This is a genomic window from Bartonella sp. MU37NMGALS (assembly GCF_042194015.1).
GTDB lineage: Bacteria > Pseudomonadota > Alphaproteobacteria > Rhizobiales > Rhizobiaceae > Bartonella > Bartonella grahamii.
Map to the genome: position 1 here is coordinate 266,058 of NZ_JBHIML010000002.1, position 18,113 is coordinate 284,170.

Sequence of the window (18,113 nt, forward strand, 5' to 3'; positions counted from 1 at the left end):
GTTGTCTGAGGTTGTCTGAGGTTGTCTGAGGTTGTCTGAGGTTGTCTGAGGTTGTCTGAGGTTGTCTGAGGTTGTCTTGAAGAATGCAAGAGCCGTACAACGGAAAAAGATATTCAAATGCTTAATACGCGTTTAGCTTATCAAAAAGGGGGATATAATGGCACTTTTTCCATTTTCTATTGCTGATATTGATGATCCTGAATGTATTCGTGTGGTTCTTTATGCTAGCGGAAGAATGGGACATGCTCCTTTGAATGCTCTGTTGAAGCAAACACGTCAAGATCTCCAATGTTTTGATAAAATACAGACTCAAAATATTCTCCAACTTACACAGCGTTTGGATATTTTAGAACAACAATTGAAAACGATTATCAAAGATCTTGAAGATGTGAAACACAAACAAGACGCTGAAGAAGCGGATAAAAGTAAAACGATGGGTGATTAACCATCTCGATTTGTGTCTCTATGGGATTTAGCTCCTTTAAAGCAGTGAGATAGATAGTTGTGAACAGGATAGTTATTTGCCTGTCCATAGAGCATTTATTTTTTTGATCAACCAAAAATGAAAAAGAGGTATTCTATAATGAAAAAATTGATTTTAATATTTTTAGCTTTGTGTCTTACTGGACCAGCTTCTGCACGTTTGTGGACTATTTCAGATGATTGTTCAGATATCGGCGGAACAATGGTTCGCTCACAAATCATCAATAATATTTCTGTCATTCCATATAAAAATTTGCAAGGGGTAAATATTCTCTCTGTTTTAGAAACGAGGCCTACAGAAGAGCCAGAAATGTCAAAAATTGTAGGAAGAACATTTCATATTCAAAGTCCTGAGATTGTTGAGCTGGCCTATAGAGCTTACAGTACATCGCAATTCGTTGATATCTGTTACATAAGTAACTATTCAATCAATGTTATTCGAGGGCTGAGAGTGCGTGATAATTAAGCGTATTATCTGTATTCGTTGTGACTTAAATAGGCGATGCTTGGAAAATGGTCAATCTTCTACACTAAGGCTATTTTAACCCTAGCAGTTTTCTGATTTACAGTTTTTACTCAGAGTATAATCGTTCATGTTTTACAGAATTCATGAGTTATCGGTATTGAGGATCTATCTTAAGATATTCAACTACAGTTGATTCTATTTTAAACTGAGTGATTTTGCATCAATCGTCGTTTGAGCTTAGATGGCAATTTCATTCTAGCGTTTGGTGTTAGACAGATTTAAGCTTAGTGAGGCTGTAAATACGTGTCTTAATTGTCTTTGTTGACAGTATGCCGCTTGCGATAGGCAATAAATCATAGACACATTTTGAATCCGTAGAATGCACGTACATTAACAATGGCAGACATTGTCAGTGGTAGATATCGCCAATGGTAGAGCTTGTGCATGCGGTGTTTTGTTGTGTGCATGAGTCATCATTCACGCGGCATCAATAAGGGAAGGCTTTGCTGTAGAGCCTGTAAAATAAATCGTGCAACAGCGGGGATAGAGGTAAGAATAGACTGAGATGAGGCAGTCTTATCACGGGCTAAAGCTGGTTAAAATTCTCGTCTTTAAGGAGGCGAGGAGGTTAAAAATATCCATTAGATTGCATGGGGATGCATTTCATGTCCGTTGCAATAAATTTAAAAGAGGTAAATTATGAAAAGCTTTTTGAAAAAAATATCCATCGTTTTGGTGATAATAGCATTAACAACAGGTGTTTCTCATGCTGGAGTTTATGAACAAAACGGTTATCTTAATTCGGTTCAAGTCGTTAGCGCAGGAGCACAATGTCTCCTAGAGCTCAGATACGGTATCAGCCCTACTTCAGACATTCAAAAAGGTGTTTGGGGCTGTGATAACATTGTTGGAAAAAGTATTTTGGATTTGGCAAAAACCGCAGTCATTTTGAACAGAAAAGTAATGGTTATTTTTGCAGCGGGTCATGTGCCAGCAAAAAGGGTTTTAGCCATCACTTTAAAATAAGATCAATAGGGGTTTTTCTCCCTTTTTATATCTGTAACGCTTCAAGAGGTTACAGGTATAAAATATGGAGTGTATATCAAAGGTATAAAAATGTTTCAAAGAGCATTCTCAGTATTTTTAGTGACAGTTTTATTTTTTTTCTTTTCAGATGTAAATCTGTCATATGCTATTGATCCTCCCCATATGGTTTTCCGTATAGATGATCGCTCTCCATCTGTTATATTCTTTGGAGGAGGTTTTGCCCCTTGGGGGGATGATCAGGATATCATACATCATGTAACTGGGCACTCTCTTGCTCAACAGACTTCAGCATTTGTGTCTACAACTGCAAATATGGATGCAGTTTACAGAATGGCGCGGCAACAGATTGCTAATAATCCTGATGAAACGTACTGGCTATATGAAATTATTCCAGATATAAATTTTTATTATGTTCCTAACTCACTCTTTGATACAGCCATGTCTGCTGACAATGTTGTTCAACATGAACAAGTTATGGATCTTTATTATGCATATTTATGGCAGGATGAATGGGCTTCGCTGGGGGCAATCAATACAAATCATATATACTCTGCAAGAAGTATTATGCGGCAAGCGAATGGTGATATTGTCATTGGTCCTAGAACCTTTAATTCTCTTTTTGTTGCCGCTCCATCACAAGTAAATTCGGGGACACTTCCTTCACAAGATTACACTTTTTTATCAGCTTATTATTCTGATAGCGAGGATGCGTTATCTCCAATGTCACTGGCATTTCTTGTAGAATCCTGTAACAGCTCTTCATCCAGTGGTCATATGGAGCGTTCTGGGGATTCTTCCTGCAGCACATACAAACATTCTGTTGATGATATTATGTATAAAATGAATCTATGGTATGAAGCTCTTTAAAGAATTACAGCTATATCTTGCTATTTAATCAAAAACAAAAAAGTAGGAAGATAGCGCATTTCTGTTTTATTTGATTGGTTCTGATGCGCATAGTGCGTAGGGCAGAGAAAATTTTTCGGTATTATGAAGTGTGATAGGGGTGCTATAAAGCATAGGTGTGACATCATCAAAAATGGAAGCGTTGATTTAACAGTATTTGTTTACCTCGATTAGAAAATCCGTTCTTTTCTTTGTTGGGAGTTTTACATCAATAATTTCTTATCTTGTTGTCTTGCTGCTTTTTGAGAGTGCGGTGATAGAAGGCATGTAAGTTTTATATATTGAAGTGTTTGTGTGTGGTGAATATGGGGAGTGTTTTTTTCGTCATGTGATAAACTCTTCGGGCGGTGGGGATTTTGTCCATAAAGCGTCATAAAATATCGCTTTTTGTTCTATGGTGATAGAGATCCCATGAGGGGAAAAGACAAAGGGGAAAGTCAAGTGGATTTTGCGAGCCAATCATGTAAACTGGAACGAATTCCATGCGGATATAAATCAGGTTCTGTTTGTTGCATAACTTGTGATAGCCAATTCTCTAAATAAGGGGATTTGACCGGTAGAAGAAAAAAGGAAGCATTACGAGACAGTAAGTGTGCTTGTTTCAGAATGTCTAATGCTTTTGCATGACAAAGGAACGCGAAACTCTGTCACGCCTTCCTTTCATATTTTCGAGTTTAGGGGTGTCCATATATTTTCTTCAACTTGATTTTTATGCATTGGACACAAGGGAGTTGAAGGCTAGGGAGTTGAAGGCTAGAGAATTGGATGCAAGAGATTGAGATATAAGAGATTTGGATACAAGAGATTGGGATGAACATTTTTGGGATAAGCAAAGCTAATATGTTACGCTCGTTGTTTTACAGCGCGTTTGATAAAAAGCTAGGACATCTTTCCAATCCATTATGTATGTAACCTTAAGGCGTTGTTTTCTTAAGAGAGTGCAGAGCTTTTTTGTTGCTTGTCAATCAACATCAAATTTCAAAGCTGTAGCATGTTTGAGAGAAAGAAGAATGAGAGCCTTACGGATTCAGAAGGGCAAAATTCTCTGGGCGACTCCAGCTTTTGTAAGCTAGATTTTATGTATAGCAGATGAGGGCTGTATTTGAGTGATTTCTGAAATAGGAAGACAACTTTATTGAGAAAAAATATAAAGGCATATCAATCACTCTTCGGACTATCATCTTTTTCCTTTATAATTTTCAAAACTATCTATAGCAATATTATTTAAATAATGAAGATAATGCCTTATGCTTTTATGTATCGTGTGTCTTCTTGGGATCATGCCTCTCACATAAAAACAGAATGCCTCAAATATTAAAATATTATTTGTCTCCGAATATACATTTATTGCATATTCATGGACTTGTTTTTAAAGAGATATCCCACTCCCAAGTCCCTTTTACAAGAACACTCATCAATGGTATAGGGGTAAAGCCCCTATGAAATGTATAAAACTTATAAGGTATCTCCCTCATCTTTATGCTTCATAAAAGTGCAGGTTGGTACTCTCATATATTTTTCCAGTTTCCAATGTTACGAAAGCCTTGGTTCGTGAGACGATTCATAAGAGGCATATGCCTTTTTTGTACAGTTTTTAATCCACATGCCAGCTCCGCTTGTAACTTGCAAGCGACATGGTTTTGATCGTTTCAACAGAAAACAAATTTAGGATGAGAGAATCCTGTGGTATTCGGGTCTCTCATTCAATATGAAAAAACAATAAATACTCTTTATAAATCAATGTGATGTATCTTAAAGAAGACGAATTGTTTATAAAGCCGCATGGATGAAGAATCTTCGTCTTTTAAGGTGGTGAAAGAAAATCATAATCCCTATTTTTTCATAAAGGGCGTGAGAAAAGTCTTTCACAAAAATTTTATACGATAAAAATTATACAATAAAAAAAGAGAGTCTTTTAACATAAGAGTCTTGATCGTTTGCTGCTATAACCTGTATTGTGTACACAGATACTGCTATCATTTTTTACTGTAAAAGCTTCTCTTGGGATATTAAAGGGTACAATCTTTATGGAAAGAAGAATCCGCGCAAGGCAAAAGGCTTATTTAAAAAGATTATATAGCAAGATTGCTTTTGTTTGCATAATACTTTTTTGTATAGTGATTTTGTGTTTTGTTGTTGCAAAGGTGGTCAGTTATTTTTCTTCTCATAAAAAAATAACACAACAAGCATCTGTTGAATTGGTTATTCCTGTTTTTGATCTGCGCGTATATTGCAAGGAAATTTCTGCTTCCGTTATGCCCGATATGAAAAGAGAAGTTTATCAGCATTGTCTTAATTTGGAAAGTGAGGCCTATTTTGCTATTCGTGAAATGTGGGATAAGCTTTCTGATACTGCAAAAAAACAATGTTTGACGATGGTACGACCTGGGGATGGAAATTATTTTCTCTTACGCGATTGTTTTCTTAATGAAAAAGAAAATAAAAAAGGCAAAAGACGCAATTACTTTTAAGTTTTTATACGGAAAGTTAAAAGGATGCGAATTTTGATGAAAAGATAAAAACCCCTTAAATTACGATCTGCCTCGAGACCAATAGAAATTTTATTTATTTATCTTGTTATATTGCACTTCTTATTTAAGGTGTTGCGACATAAGGCATGGATGCCTCCTTGAAATGTTTAAAGGGGCGTGGTGGAGTTTTAGGAGGATTTGTTGAGCTTTTTTAAGGGAAATAACAGGCGTGGGAAATCCATTTCGTAATGGTTCTGGTGAAGGGTATAATGGTAAAGCCTCTCATGAAGTGTATAAAATTTATAGAGCATGTTCATCTTTACGTTTCAAAAAAGAGTAAGCTCCAAGTACTCTATCTTATACTGTGCTCGTTCCCAATGGTGCCTCTCGACAGCCCGTAAGCCTTAGAGATGGTTCATAAGAGGCACTTTTAGCCTTTCTTTATCGTTTTTACTCTACGCAGGCTTTTCCGAGTGTAACATGCAAGAAAAAGAGATTGATTCAATAGTAAACAGATTGAGGATGAAAAATCCTACGGTATTAAGTTTTCTTACTTAATACAAAAATATGAATTATCATTATAAATCAATTCAGTGTACGAATTTTACAAGAATTTTAATTGTTGACAGAACAGTGTGACTTGAGAACCTTCGTTTTTTGAGGGCGTAAGTCAATAGACATGACAAAAATGAGTAAAAAAGAAACATTCCTTTTATAAACATTCAAGGCTGCTTCATGCGTAAAGTGCTGTGCTGGGTTTACAAATGTGCTTGTTTTATAATTCCAGTTTTCTTTATCAGAAAAGATAAGAGAGGAAATGCGTTATGCCATTCTTATTGATAGTTTTTGAGGAGAGTATCTTTTTGAGAAGAAGCTGATTTTTAGGAAAGTGTGACATATTGGTCATTTTTTTCATAATTTGATATTTTTTTGTATTTAAATATTTTGTTTTTAGGCTCAATTTGTTATAAATAAAGGCTGTGATTAACTTAAAAAATGCATGGGTAAAAATAGAAATTGATAGTATCGGGCTTATTTAGGAAAGAAGATTAATCTCTTGGTGATTATAGGGCTTGAATAATACTTCGTATTAATCTATCTATAAAGATCAAGAGGTTTTGTGAAGCGATCGTGGATTATCGCTCGCAAAGGGGTTGCTTTAGCGATGAAGAGAGGCTATATTCATAAAATAAAGAGGTTCGCGCGGTGACTCGCTGGGATGGAAGTGCTTGTGAGTTAAATGCACGAGGGGGTAGAGGATATCGGCGTTTTTAGGAGCGGTGGTTTTAGAGCAAAAAAGGAAGCTTCTAATATTCTCTGGCAGGAATTTTTCTTTGTCAGGTGTGTTGTGTGTGTGTGTGTTTCCCTTTTTGTTTTCCACAAGATAATTATTTTTTTAGTGAAATATGGTTTATTTTAAAAAAAACACTTGGCATTTTACGTGAACATCATTAGGTTTCTGCTGTTTAACAGAGAAAGAGGGAATTTTTAATTTACGATTTCCCTGCTGTTTTATGATTTTCAAGAAAATATATGCTTTTATCAATATCAGTAGGGTTCGTTTGAGTAAAATAAACGCGGATAGCTTGATAACCGTATGTTAAAAATGATTAGCATTATCAAAAGGTAATGCAATGAGGAAGAGTCAATTAAGACATACATATAAGACAAACACTCCAAAAAGGGATAAAGATGAGGCCACAACAAAATAGACGGGTACGCGGTCGCAACAATAACAATAATGGTAATAGCAATAATAATCGTCGCGGTCCTAATCCGTTGTCTCGCAATTATGAAAGTAGCGGTCCGGATGTTAAAATTCGCGGGAATGCTCAGCAAATTGCCGATAAATACATAAGCCTTGCGCGTGATGCACAAGGTGCGGGTGATCGTGTTATGTCGGAGAATTATTTACAACATGCCGAGCACTATTTGCGTATTATTTTAGCAGCAGCTGGACAAATGTCTCAATCGGTTCGACGTGATGAAAATCGTGGTGATGAAAATCGTGATGAAAACAACGAGCAAGAATGCGGTGAAATAAATCTTGACGGTGAAAAAAAGGATACTGTCGAGGATGATACAGATGTATTACAGATGCCGTCGCAAAAAAATGGTAATGGCCAATATGCTAAAACGCAAAATGGGGATGCGCGTGAAAATGCTTTAGAGGCTCTATCGGATGAAAAAACCGATCAAGAGCACTGTCGCTCTGAGAAAAATGTTGAACCCGTCAAAAAAACACGTCGTTCTCCCCGTCGACGTACTGTACGGACCCAAGATGAATCATCTCTTGAGCTTTCACTTGCAACAGCAGAAAGCACGAGCAATGGAGATGCATCAACAGCAACAAAAGAGGTTTCTTCGTTGCCTGGATTAAGTGAGGGGATACAGAGAAAACCGCGCCGTCGCCGAGTGGTCAATCTTGAAGCAGAGGAAAATGTTTAAATCTTCAGGGATTCTGTGTAAGCGCTTGTGGTGATGTTATTGGTATCATGATAGTAAATATATATGCTTAAGAAGCTTCTTGCGCTTTGTTTGAATTTTCACGGGCAGTATTAGGAACTTAACGAAGGGGGTTGACAGAAAAGATTGCCTCTTTACTGGGATTTAAGTGAGGGAATACAGAGAAAAGCACATCCGTGTATTTTAAGAGGCAGTTCTTGTATGAAGAACGCAATGTCGTTGTTTTATTTATTCATACTTATATTTAATATTGTTCAATGTATTTATGCCCATTTTGCGATGGTGCTCATAAATTCTATCATGTGAAATACATCGGTTATCTTTGCTTAATAAAAGATGTAAGCTGGGCGTTATTGCGTTAATTTTCAATGTTGAAACAGTTCTTCTTTTGATATCGGATCATTCATAAGAGGTATTTTTATTCATCCATTTCCTTGCTGGGATATGTGAGCAAATGATTTTGATTCAGTTCCTTATGAACAGATTTGAAAGGGGAGAATCTTACAGTATTTGAGGTTCTCGTTTGACATGCAAAATAAATCATCACTATAAATTAATTATGTTGAATTTTTGCACTCAAGAAGATGCCTTTCTTGCATGTTCATTAGATTTTCCCAAGCGATGTCAGTTTTCTTAAAAATGGGAATGCGTTGACAGAAAGGTTTCTTCTTTTCCGAGATTAGGTCAGGAGATACAGTGAAAAATCTACCGTTTCCCAAGTGGTCGTATCTTGAAGCAGAGGAAAATTTTTAAATCTTCAGGGATGCTATGTAAGCGCTTGTGGTGATGTTCGTTTGCTTAATGAGGCATTATCTTCGAACTTTCTTTTGTTGTTTCAACAGAAAGAACGGCGATTAGTGCACCGGTGTGATAATTGTAAATCATAAATTTTGTTTGTCTATCAGGGGTTAAAACTTTCAGTACAATATTGTGTTCTGAGAGGCTTTGCGACAAAATCTGTGTTTTTTCCGGTAGAGAGAGCGTATGATGGATAACGTGTGGGTTTTGGTTGGGAGAGGAAGATAGCTCTGTTTGTTTTGGCGCTGATCCGGTTGTTATCACTTTATAAACAATTAAAAACAGTACAGTTAGAATAAGGAAAAGCGTTATTAAAACGGAAATAATCATTAAACCCATAAGTTTTTTTCTCACTCGTTCTACAGCAGGATCTAAAGGGAGATCTTGAGGCAGAGAGTTTTGCTCTGTGTGATGGTCTTTTGAAGGTTGCATGCGCTTATTATCAATCATGTCTTTCATTGAGTATTTTTTTGAGATCTGATGGGTTTATGCTTTTAAAGTTTTTTCTGCAAGAGGTTTGTGGAAGAAGAATGCAAAAGAGGAAGCGATGTTGGTAAAACACCTTCTTTCTGGACTGTGGATATCTTGTTATTTACGTTTTGGCTTTTAAGCAGGAAATTTCCACGGTTTGTTACAGACCAGATCAATTTTACTTCTTGTTGATGTAAGTTTGCATGGACGTTTATACATTGAGCAAAAATTTGTTGTCCATAAAGTGCAAACTTTTTTGTGGACGGTATCATGGCTTGTTCACATGCTTGAGCCGTGGGATAGATTTTAACCATTGTATTGTTCGAATAGCAACTATTAAAATCATCTGTACATGAAACTAATAAGAGGATAAAAACAAGGGGGGTCATCAATTAATTTCCAAATGAGAGGTTGACAGAGCGGACTCCAATTTGTCAGCTTAGGGGACTCTTCACTGTTAAACGGTTTCAAAGTTTTTTAGTTCCCCTTTGAGATGCGGGTTCCCCTTTATAGTGAATTAATCAAAGTCATTGGCTTGCACGTCATAAAGGGGTGGGTATGGGCTTTGTGTTGGTGAGAAATATTTGAAAAAAGACTAAAATGCCTCTTATGAACGCTCTCAAAGGTCAAGGGCTGTTGTAACATGAGGGACAAATGGTATGATGATGCTCGCTACTACTTTTATGAAGTGAAAAGAGGCATGAAGGTACAGAAGGATGTGGAGTAAAAAGGGGCGTGTTTGAGGGTTCACTTTACGGGGGCTATTAATTATGTTTTATTTACAGACACTGTTTTGATTTGAAATGAGCGTGGATACGCTGGCAAATATTAAAAAAGTGCGTGAATCAAAGACACAAGCGTATTCTGTTATAGGGTGTCCTATTGTACATGAAGAGAATATCTCCATTAAAGAATGCGATAAATACAAGCATAAAATGTGTAATTTTCATCAATTGATTGTCGTTGTTGTGGTTGCTTTAAGCCCGTAAAGCTGAAGAGTGATGATGGATGTTAGCTTTACTTCTTGAAATTTCATATTCTGCCAAAATGAAATTGTATGTGCATTGCGAAAATGACACAAAAAGAGGTGGGTAATAGACTCGCTTTTATTTGGCATATAAAAGCTGAAACGGTTTGCGCTTCATCGTTTTGGTTCTTGTTTTAAAATATGCGGTTATATAAGGGATGGAAGTTGATTGACAGCGGGAATGGACTTTATGTAGCTTTCAGTTCTCATCGTTAAGGTTTTGGGGAACTATTGGGGGATTATAGAGCTGGGTTTAAAGGGGTGGAAAATATCTTTGTGCTTAATAAAACAGATGAGAAATTTTGCTAAAAAGGGGAAACTTCTCTTGTTTATTTATTGTTTGAAATGCTCTTTTAAGAAAAAATATCAAAATAAGTATCAGGAACAGAGAGGCAATAGACAATTCCTTCTTGTGTCAATTTGAGGGAAGCTGAACCATTCACGGAAATGGGAACGATTTTTTCGAGAACGGCACTACCAAAACAGGCTTTTTTATTGTTTGTGGGAGGGATGCCGGATTCAAAACTTTCATGCCAAGTGATGATAAGTTGCGTTTTGCCATTCGGTTTTGTTTCGATTTCACAACGTACACAGATGCTCCCCTTTTCTTGGGAAAGGGCTCCAAAAGAAAGAGAATTGACAATCAGTTCATGAAAAGCCAAACCAATATGCAAAGCGGCATTGGGAAAAAGATAAGGATCTACGCCTTCAAGTGAAAAACGTTTTGTTTCTTTCATAAAATAGCCTAAAGCCTGCGTTTGGACCAATTCGCGAAATTGAGCACCACGCCAATCGGAATCAGTGATCAGATCTTGAGAATGAGAAAGAGAATGAAGACGACCTTGAAATTTGCGTAAGAAAACCTGAAGAGATTCAGTATAGCGCGCGGTTTGGCTAGCAATACTTTGAATGATCGCTAAAAGGTTTTTAGAACGGTGACTGACTTCGCGAAGAAGGATTTTAAGCACTTGTTCACGGCGGCGTAAGCCGGAAATATTAACACCGGTGGTGATAATACCGATAATGTCTTCGTTATCATTGCGGTGGCAATCAATAGAAAATTTGTACCAAATCTCTTGTTTGTTTGTATCTTCAAAACGTGCTTCAACAGTTTGCATTTTGCCACTCGCTAAAACTTGCAGTTTGATGGTTTCCATATTGTCTGCAAGGTCAAGCGAAAAAAAGTCGCTGTCACGACACCCAACCCGCCATTTATTGTGCAAATGGTGCGGCAAGTTTTCAGCCCATAAATAAACCAGATTTGTTGCCTGATAGAGAACACAAATATCAGCACCACGAATCGCTTGCATGAGCGCACTCATATGAGATCTATCCATGGGAGGCTTTGAAAGAGGCGTAACGATCATAATTTTAAGATGTTACTCTGTTCTAAGCCGCTTTAGAAGCATTCTCTTGAAAAAATAAAGCTTGAGAAATAAGCGCTTTCACCATATCCGGGTTGAAAGGTTTGGTCACTAAAAAAGTTGGTTCTGGACGCTCGCCGGTCAGCAGCCTTTCAGGAAAAGCCGTGATGAAAATCACTGGTATACGGTCATTTTTCAAAATCTCGTTGACCGCGTCAATACCTGAACTGTTATCGGCTAATTGAATATCAGCCAAAATCAACCGTGGTTTTTTCTTATGATACATGATGACAGCTTCATCACGCGTGCGCGCTATTCCTACAACATGATGACCTAGGCTTTCTACCATTTGCTCAATATCAAGCGCAATAAGAGGTTCATCTTCAATAATCATTACTTCAGTGGCAATTTGTTGAGAAATATCAATGGATGCTTGGTTGAGAAGTTTGCGGAATTCTTTTGTATCCATATTCATGATTTCGCTGGCTTCTCGTTCATGAAATCCTTCAACGGCAATGAGCAAAAATGCTTGGCGTGCACGGGGCGTGAGATAGGATAATTTGGCACTTGTTTTTTGTTCAAGACCAAATTGGGGCAGGGGTTCAGGGATGTTCGGTGTGGTTTGGTCAAAAAGATGGCAAAAAAGCCAATAGGTACCAATTCGGTCACTGGATGCTTTGGGAAAAATGGAGATATCGGCGATGAGTGCTTCCAACATCGCGGATACATAAGCATCGCCAGAGGATTGGCTACCGGTGACAGAGCGGGCAAAACGCCGAAGATAGGGAAGATGCGGGGCAATGCGCGTTGATAATGACATAATTTATAACTCCTTTGACCTTTCAAGCATTTTGTTGATTGAAATTCTCAGCCGGTAAAAAAGTTCCTTGATTTGTATGGAACTTTTTACCGACAGCTATATTTACAACCATAAGGCGAAAAAATTCTTCGCGGTGCTACTGATATTATATGGATTAGGGGGATGAAAAATGAACGACCGTGATGAAAAAAATCTCACCACACAATTTACAGTTGGAGATGATCTTCTCGGGGTCAATAGCGAAATAGCACGGAAGTTACGTCAATTTTACATGGAAATTCAAGAAGAAGCACTGCCACGGTGTTTGCTTGAGCTTTTAGAGAAGTTGGAGCGCGCAGAGCAATTTGGCTTAAACAATGTGGAAAAGGTTTGAATCCTTTATGTCAAAGTGCGCGAAAAACTTTAAACAAGAACTTCTTTTGGTGTTGCCGGCTTTACGAGCTTTTGCTGTTTCTTTAAGTGGTAAGCAGGATAAAGCCGAAGATTTGGTCCAAGATACTGTTATGAAGGCATGGGCCAAGCAAGATAGTTTTGAGATGGGAACCAATCTTAAGGCTTGGCTTTTTACCATTTTGCGCAATGAATTTTACAGTCAAATGCGTAAAAAGGGAAGAGAAGTTCAAGATACCGATGGCGTGTTTACTCAAAATGTCGCTGTTCATCCGGCTCAATATGGATCGCTTGATTTGCAAGATTTCAAAAAAGCCTTAAATTTGCTTTCTGCCGATCAAAGAGAAGCCATTATTCTCATTGGCGCATCGGGGTTTTCTTATGAGGATGCTGCGGCTATTTGTGGTTGTGCTGTTGGAACCATTAAAAGCCGTGTGAGCAGGGCGCGTAATCGATTACAAGAACTTCTCAAGGTGGATGGTGAGTCTGATTATGGTCCTGATTCTTATTCAGCTGGAAGTACATTGTGTTCATTTAACGGCTAAAAAAGCATAATAATTATGATCGATAGCCTTGTTTTTTTTATTCCCGTTATAGCTATTACAGTAAAGTCAGTATCTGAGGAAATTCAGAGTGTTTGGCGTGTATCCTTAGGAACACAAGAAAAGCCTGTATAAACTTTCCCACGGGCTTTAGGTTTTATTTTCCATAAGGTTGCCTTCCTTTGTGCTGAAAAATGACGACTTTCAAGTTCGCCAATGGACATTCTATGACAACAAAAACAAATTTGATGCCTCAAATGCCTTCTTCTGATGCAACGATATCACGCTGGCGGTGGTGTGCGATTGTTGTTTCTCTTGTTATGGCTCTTTTGGCATCGGTTTTTATTATGTTGCTTTCAAATGCCGTTGATCGAGAAGTCGCACAGTTGAATACAAGTTCAGAATTGCGTGAACAGGCTGATTTGGTCCTTATTAGCTTGATTGATATGGCTGTTGCTGATCGCAGCTATGCAAAAACGCGCAAGGCGGAAGATAAAATACGTTTTGAAAATGCAGAGCGGGAGTTGGGGGATATTCTCGATTATATTGCACTTATTGTTTATGCGCATCCACAATGGGATGAATGGTTTACGGCTTTTAAAAAAGAGGTTGAAGCACGAAAAGCATTTATGAATGCCCATATGCATGCTCTTGATGCGATTCCTGAACAACCTTCTCAAGCTGCCTCTTTTGAAGGATCAAAGATTCCTGTGGCACGTTTAGCTCAATTGATGACAAGCTTTATTAATGGGGATGATGTGGTGCGACAAAAACAGCGTGAGGGTATCGCATTAATGCGGGCTGCTTTGACATTGGCGGCTATTGTTTCTGTTGTGAGTACTTTTATTTCTGCCTATTTTGTTATTAATCGTTTTCATCGTGATGTGCGCTCTTTAAAATTGTATCAATTGCTGCTTCATAGCGAAAATATCGCTCTGGAAGCCCGCGTGAAAGAACGGACACAAGAATTAGAAAGAGCACGCAATCACGCTGAAAAAGAACGCCAACGGGTTGAAATATTATTGCAGGATGCAAGCCATCGCATTGGCAATTCTCTTGGGACGGTGTCTTCTTTGCTGGGGCTCCAGTTAAACCGGAGCAAAAATGAAGAGGTACGTTCTGTTCTAGGAGCTGCGCGTGATCGTATTCAGACAATTTCTACAGCACATCGTCGTTTGCGCTTAAGTGATGATATGGAAACGACTTTATTGGCAGAGTTTCTCAGTTCTGTTGTGCATGATGTCGAATTGGCAGTCCCTTTTGAATTGCGTGAAAACATCACCATTCACACCAATTTTAAAGATTGTCGCCTGTCTTCAAGAGATGCGACAACACTTGGAATTATTCTTGGTGAACTGCTGACAAATTCCTTAAAACATGCCTTTCCTGATCAACGTACGGGTCATATTTATATCTCCTTTGGTCCCCAGAAAGATGGACAATTGATGCTCATTGTAGAAGATGATGGCGTGGGAATGAAAAGCCAAACTTTAGAACAAAAAACAGGACTTGGTCGTGTGGTCGTGGAACAGCTCTGTATGCAATTTGGTGAGAAACCTCTGTTTGAAACTTCTGCTTTGAGGGGCACAAAGATTGTCATTCCTTTGCCAAAACTCAGTATGAATAGTTCAAAAAAACTCTGATTGATTTTTTTAAGAGATAAATTCTTTACTCTCTGCTTGTTCGCTTTAATAAAAATGAGAATAAAATATGACTTAGATAACACGAACACAGCACCATTCATTTTAGCTTGTCAATTGTTTTCAAGAGAAGAAACTTTTCTTCTTCATCTTTTGCTCTCTTTGTTTTTCGCTTTGTTTACTCCGATTATCGGCTTTTAAAATTCTCTTTTTTTGTATGTTTTATAGCTTTGAAGTGCTTAAGTTAAAATTTAAATTTATTTTGAATAAGAGCTCCTTTAAGCCAATAATAATACTTATATTAGTAAGCTCTATTTCTTTGCGAAGAGATTGTTTTTTCAAGTTTTGTTATTTTTTGTAAGGCATGTAAAACTTTAAATATGGGGTGTTTTTGTAAAAGTGTGTAACGAATATTCTTAAGGATAACTTGCTCATAAAGTTTATGAAACACCGTTTTTTAGGGCTATGAACAGCATAAGCATTCAACAAGTGAAATCTCTTCAACAAGAAGTCTGGTTGTTTATAGAATGATATGGGTTTTAGAATCTTCATCCTTGAGAAAAAACTTACCTTTGATTAAAATTTTATTGCATGGAAAACAAAGGGATTTTTATCGTTTTGATAAAACAAACAAGAAGAGTTAGCCTTTTTGGATTTCATATTTTGCACTTTTCTATCGTGCATAAACATGCAAAGGGGAGGGCGTTTTATTTTTAATCATTGTTATGGCAGCCTTGGGTGGTGGCATATTTCGGCGTATTCTTTACAGATATTTAAAGTGCGGAAATCTCTTTGAGAAAAATAAGCGCTAAAGCATATTTTTTAGATGTTTTGAGTCGTAAAAATGCAGATGCTTTTATGCTTTAAGTATCTTCAGAGGGGGGTATCGGGCTGTTGATCAAGGCATCAATATTGTTTTTTTCTTGGAGGAATGTTTGTAGGTCTTGATTGGTTAAGGCTTTGCTATCCGGTATACGGATGCGCATAGGATCAACTTTGATGCCATTGACAATGATTTCAAAATGACAATGGGGTCCGGTTGCCATGCCTGTTGATCCAACATAGCCAATAATTTGTCCTTGTCGTACTTTCACGCCTGGTTTGATGTCTGGTGCATAACGGCTTTGGTGTGAATAACTGCTGACATATCCATTGGCATGTTGAATTTCCGTGTGATTTCCATAGCCGCCTGTTACGCCTACTCTTGTGACAATACCATCTCCTACAGCAATAATGGGTGATCCTTTAGGAGCAACCCAGTCAACACCCGTATGCATGCGAATATAGCCTAAAATAGGATGTTTGCGTGGACCAAAGGGGGAGCCAAAAATCCCATTTGGTGTGGGTTTTCGCAGCAAGAAAGGCTTTGAACTCTTCCCTTCAGAATCATAATAATCAACGCTTCCATCTTTTAATTGATAACGGTAATATTTATAAGTTGTATTCCCAAAAGTTGCACTAATATAACGAATTTCTGGATCAGTGTTTTTGGATGCTTCCTTTGCTTTCAAGTTCTTTTTGCCGTTTTTGTTTTCTTTATCGCTTTGTGGTACGGCATAAAATATTTCGATTTGATCATTGGGGGTTATCGGACTTTTCATGTCAATATTGGTGGCCAGCAGACGAATGAGACGATGAGAGAGAGATTGTGATATATTATGGCTTAGCAAAGCACTATAGAGTGCATCATAAGCTGTTGGTAATTGCGCGCTATTGATATAAGAATGCGGAATACCATTTTGAAAAGCCGTTTTAAGAGCTTTAGACATTTTAGGCTCTGTGCTTTCAATGAATTGGCCTTTATCATTTAGCGCAATGGTGAGAACATGATACATCCCTTGATAGATACTTGCGCGTACGAGATGATCTTCTTCACCAGCTTGTGTCACGATGCCAATGCGTAAAAGACTTCCCTCTTTAAGGGTATCGGAAAGGCTCATTTTTTCTAGCGTTTTTACAACCTGTTCAATTTGCTTTTTTGTATAACTGGTTTTTTTGAAAGCATCGGCTATCGTTTGTTTTTTACGAATAGGAATAATATCTTCAACATAGTTTTTTGTCAGATCGATACGGTGACTTTGAGGAGAAACGGTTACATTTTCTTGCACAATGCGAACTTCAGGGGATTCTGTACCTTGGGAATCAGTAGATGCATCTTCTAACTTTAAAGGATCAATCAATGTGAGAACTGAAAGAAGTTCGGTACTTTTTTCTAACGTAAACCCAGCTTTTTGCACTTCTTGTTGTGCCTCTTCATCTGTCAGCGTATCGTTGTCATCAAAATCGAATTGATTTACCTTAAAATCATAGCTGCGTAAGGTGATTTTTGTTTCAACCTTTGCTCCATAAATCTGTCCAGAATCTTGTGGTTTGGCACTTTGATTTTTCGAATCACTGGCAAGAATGCTTAAAGAATCAAATTTTGGATAGCTATATTTTTGGGGGCGCTTTTCAGCTAAAGCCATACGAATCCATTCAAAATGTTGTGTTTGAATGACTTGTTCATCGCCTTTTTTTTGCAGAATCGATAGTTCAAATTGACGTTTGCTGTCAAAGCTTTGCCGTGCATGGGTGGGAGAAATACGATCCCCTTTATATCCATTGGCCTCAGGATCTTGTGTGTGTGAGAGATTTTCATTTGTAAACCATTGTGGAGGGGTTACCAATCGCTGTTGTTCATCAAGAGCCGTAAAAAGTGCAATACCCATAAGAATGCAGGAAGTGATTCCTGTTAGAACGGTTCCCGTAAGCCAACGGGCCGAAACTTGTCGGCGCGCAGGACGCAAGCGTTTGACGACAAGAGCAGGGTCCTGTCCGGGATCGTTTTTTTGTTGTTCGTTATCCCACATAGATTCTAAGAGTACTTTTTCAATATTAAATAAAGAAAGCTAGCATAGCTTAGCATGTTTCTACAAGAATTTGATTCTTTTTACAAATTACAGATCATACGAATTCTCTTTATACAGCAATGTCTTTATGAATCGTACCTGTGCAGAAAAATTTCCTTATTAAAGTAACATAAAACAAGCGTTATTGTGATTAATCCATTCCTAGGCGTTTCCTATTTTTATGCATTGCAATGGGGTGCTATATTTTACTTTAAAGGCGCTATGCTCCCTTTAACTCTTTCTGTTTTCATGTTTTATTTTTATTTTAGTGTAATGTATTGAAATACAACCAGATGTTTATGTTATTTTATTTTAAAAAAAGTAAAAAATGATA

14 protein-coding genes are annotated in these 18,113 nt (G+C 37.6%); 9 read left to right on the top strand and 5 right to left on the bottom strand.

All coding sequences use genetic code 11. From position 1 onward, the window contains the following. Positions 1-157: 157 nt before the first annotated feature. The 6 genes from ACFIJP_RS02560 (at position 158) to ACFIJP_RS02585 (ending at position 7,821) form a co-directional block, all read left to right on the top strand. Entirely contained in the window at positions 158-445 is a 288-nt protein-coding gene (locus ACFIJP_RS02560; protein WP_273791311.1) for a hypothetical protein, read from the top strand. A gap of 138 nt (positions 446-583) precedes the next feature. Continuing rightward, a complete protein-coding gene (locus ACFIJP_RS02565) occupies positions 584-949 on the top strand; it encodes a hypothetical protein (RefSeq protein WP_375625394.1) in 366 nt (121 codons plus the stop codon). A 699-nt stretch (positions 950-1,648) separates the two neighbouring features. After that, entirely contained in the window at positions 1,649-1,975 is a 327-nt protein-coding gene (locus ACFIJP_RS02570; protein ID WP_375625395.1) for a hypothetical protein, read from the top strand. A 90-nt stretch (positions 1,976-2,065) separates the two neighbouring features. Further along, positions 2,066-2,863, top strand: coding sequence for a hypothetical protein (locus ACFIJP_RS02575; protein WP_375617997.1), 798 nt, complete (start codon positions 2,066-2,068; stop codon positions 2,861-2,863). A gap of 2,066 nt (positions 2,864-4,929) precedes the next feature. Next, the gene (locus ACFIJP_RS02580; RefSeq protein WP_375625396.1) at positions 4,930-5,373 is read left to right on the top strand and encodes a hypothetical protein; all 444 of its coding nucleotides are present in this window, start codon (positions 4,930-4,932) and stop codon (positions 5,371-5,373) included. Between the two features lie 1,692 nt (positions 5,374-7,065). Further along, on the top strand, positions 7,066-7,821 hold the full coding sequence (locus ACFIJP_RS02585) for a DUF4167 domain-containing protein (protein WP_375625397.1): 756 nt from the start codon (positions 7,066-7,068) through the stop codon (positions 7,819-7,821). A gap of 816 nt (positions 7,822-8,637) precedes the next feature. On the opposite strand, the gene ACFIJP_RS02590 is transcribed toward ACFIJP_RS02585, so the two are convergent. The 4 genes from ACFIJP_RS02590 to ACFIJP_RS02605 all read right to left on the bottom strand — a co-directional run bounded on the left by ACFIJP_RS02590 (position 8,638) and on the right by ACFIJP_RS02605 (position 12,319). Beyond that, complete coding sequence (locus ACFIJP_RS02590; protein ID WP_375625398.1) at positions 8,638-9,087, bottom strand: hypothetical protein; 450 nt, start codon at positions 9,085-9,087, stop codon at positions 8,638-8,640. A 44-nt stretch (positions 9,088-9,131) separates the two neighbouring features. Next, complete coding sequence (locus tag ACFIJP_RS02595; RefSeq protein WP_375625399.1) at positions 9,132-9,497, bottom strand: hypothetical protein; 366 nt, start codon at positions 9,495-9,497, stop codon at positions 9,132-9,134. A 991-nt stretch (positions 9,498-10,488) separates the two neighbouring features. After that, a complete protein-coding gene (locus ACFIJP_RS02600) occupies positions 10,489-11,502 on the bottom strand; it encodes a sensor histidine kinase (RefSeq protein ID WP_375625400.1) in 1,014 nt (337 codons plus the stop codon). 22 nt (positions 11,503-11,524) lie between these two features. Beyond that, entirely contained in the window at positions 11,525-12,319 is a 795-nt protein-coding gene (locus ACFIJP_RS02605; RefSeq protein ID WP_375625401.1) for a response regulator, read from the bottom strand. A gap of 169 nt (positions 12,320-12,488) precedes the next feature. Here ACFIJP_RS02605 and ACFIJP_RS02610 point away from each other — a divergent pair, with 169 nt between their 5' ends. From ACFIJP_RS02610 to ACFIJP_RS02620, 3 genes are all read left to right on the top strand, one after another. Further along, a complete protein-coding gene (locus ACFIJP_RS02610) occupies positions 12,489-12,692 on the top strand; it encodes a NepR family anti-sigma factor (protein WP_015856821.1) in 204 nt (67 codons plus the stop codon). Positions 12,693-12,699: 7 nt separating this feature from the next. Next, complete coding sequence (locus tag ACFIJP_RS02615; RefSeq protein ID WP_015856820.1) at positions 12,700-13,254, top strand: RNA polymerase sigma factor; 555 nt, start codon at positions 12,700-12,702, stop codon at positions 13,252-13,254. A gap of 224 nt (positions 13,255-13,478) precedes the next feature. Continuing rightward, entirely contained in the window at positions 13,479-14,894 is a 1,416-nt protein-coding gene (locus tag ACFIJP_RS02620) for a sensor histidine kinase (protein ID WP_375625402.1), read from the top strand. Between the two features lie 860 nt (positions 14,895-15,754). Here ACFIJP_RS02620 and ACFIJP_RS02625 read toward each other — a convergent pair. Further along, positions 15,755-17,740, bottom strand: coding sequence for a M23 family metallopeptidase (locus tag ACFIJP_RS02625; protein WP_375625403.1), 1,986 nt, complete (start codon positions 17,738-17,740; stop codon positions 15,755-15,757). Between the last annotated feature and the right edge of the window lie 373 nt (positions 17,741-18,113).

What these genes read in the sequence shown, in the direction of transcription:
- ACFIJP_RS02560 (WP_273791311.1), top strand. Translation starts at nt 158, where the DNA reads ATGGCACTTTTTCCATTTTCTATTGCTGATATTGATGATCCTGAATGT.
- ACFIJP_RS02565 (WP_375625394.1), top strand. Translation starts at nt 584, where the DNA reads ATGAAAAAATTGATTTTAATATTTTTAGCTTTGTGTCTTACTGGACCA.
- ACFIJP_RS02570 (WP_375625395.1), top strand. Translation starts at nt 1,649, where the DNA reads ATGAAAAGCTTTTTGAAAAAAATATCCATCGTTTTGGTGATAATAGCA.
- ACFIJP_RS02575 (WP_375617997.1), top strand. Translation starts at nt 2,066, where the DNA reads ATGTTTCAAAGAGCATTCTCAGTATTTTTAGTGACAGTTTTATTTTTT.
- ACFIJP_RS02580 (WP_375625396.1), top strand. Translation starts at nt 4,930, where the DNA reads ATGGAAAGAAGAATCCGCGCAAGGCAAAAGGCTTATTTAAAAAGATTA.
- ACFIJP_RS02585 (WP_375625397.1), top strand. Translation starts at nt 7,066, where the DNA reads ATGAGGCCACAACAAAATAGACGGGTACGCGGTCGCAACAATAACAAT.
- ACFIJP_RS02590 (WP_375625398.1), bottom strand. Translation starts at nt 9,087, where the DNA reads ATGATTGATAATAAGCGCATGCAACCTTCAAAAGACCATCACACAGAG.
- ACFIJP_RS02595 (WP_375625399.1), bottom strand. Translation starts at nt 9,497, where the DNA reads ATGACCCCCCTTGTTTTTATCCTCTTATTAGTTTCATGTACAGATGAT.
- ACFIJP_RS02600 (WP_375625400.1), bottom strand. Translation starts at nt 11,502, where the DNA reads ATGATCGTTACGCCTCTTTCAAAGCCTCCCATGGATAGATCTCATATG.
- ACFIJP_RS02605 (WP_375625401.1), bottom strand. Translation starts at nt 12,319, where the DNA reads ATGTCATTATCAACGCGCATTGCCCCGCATCTTCCCTATCTTCGGCGT.
- ACFIJP_RS02610 (WP_015856821.1), top strand. Translation starts at nt 12,489, where the DNA reads ATGAACGACCGTGATGAAAAAAATCTCACCACACAATTTACAGTTGGA.
- ACFIJP_RS02615 (WP_015856820.1), top strand. Translation starts at nt 12,700, where the DNA reads ATGTCAAAGTGCGCGAAAAACTTTAAACAAGAACTTCTTTTGGTGTTG.
- ACFIJP_RS02620 (WP_375625402.1), top strand. Translation starts at nt 13,479, where the DNA reads ATGACAACAAAAACAAATTTGATGCCTCAAATGCCTTCTTCTGATGCA.
- ACFIJP_RS02625 (WP_375625403.1), bottom strand. Translation starts at nt 17,740, where the DNA reads ATGTGGGATAACGAACAACAAAAAAACGATCCCGGACAGGACCCTGCT.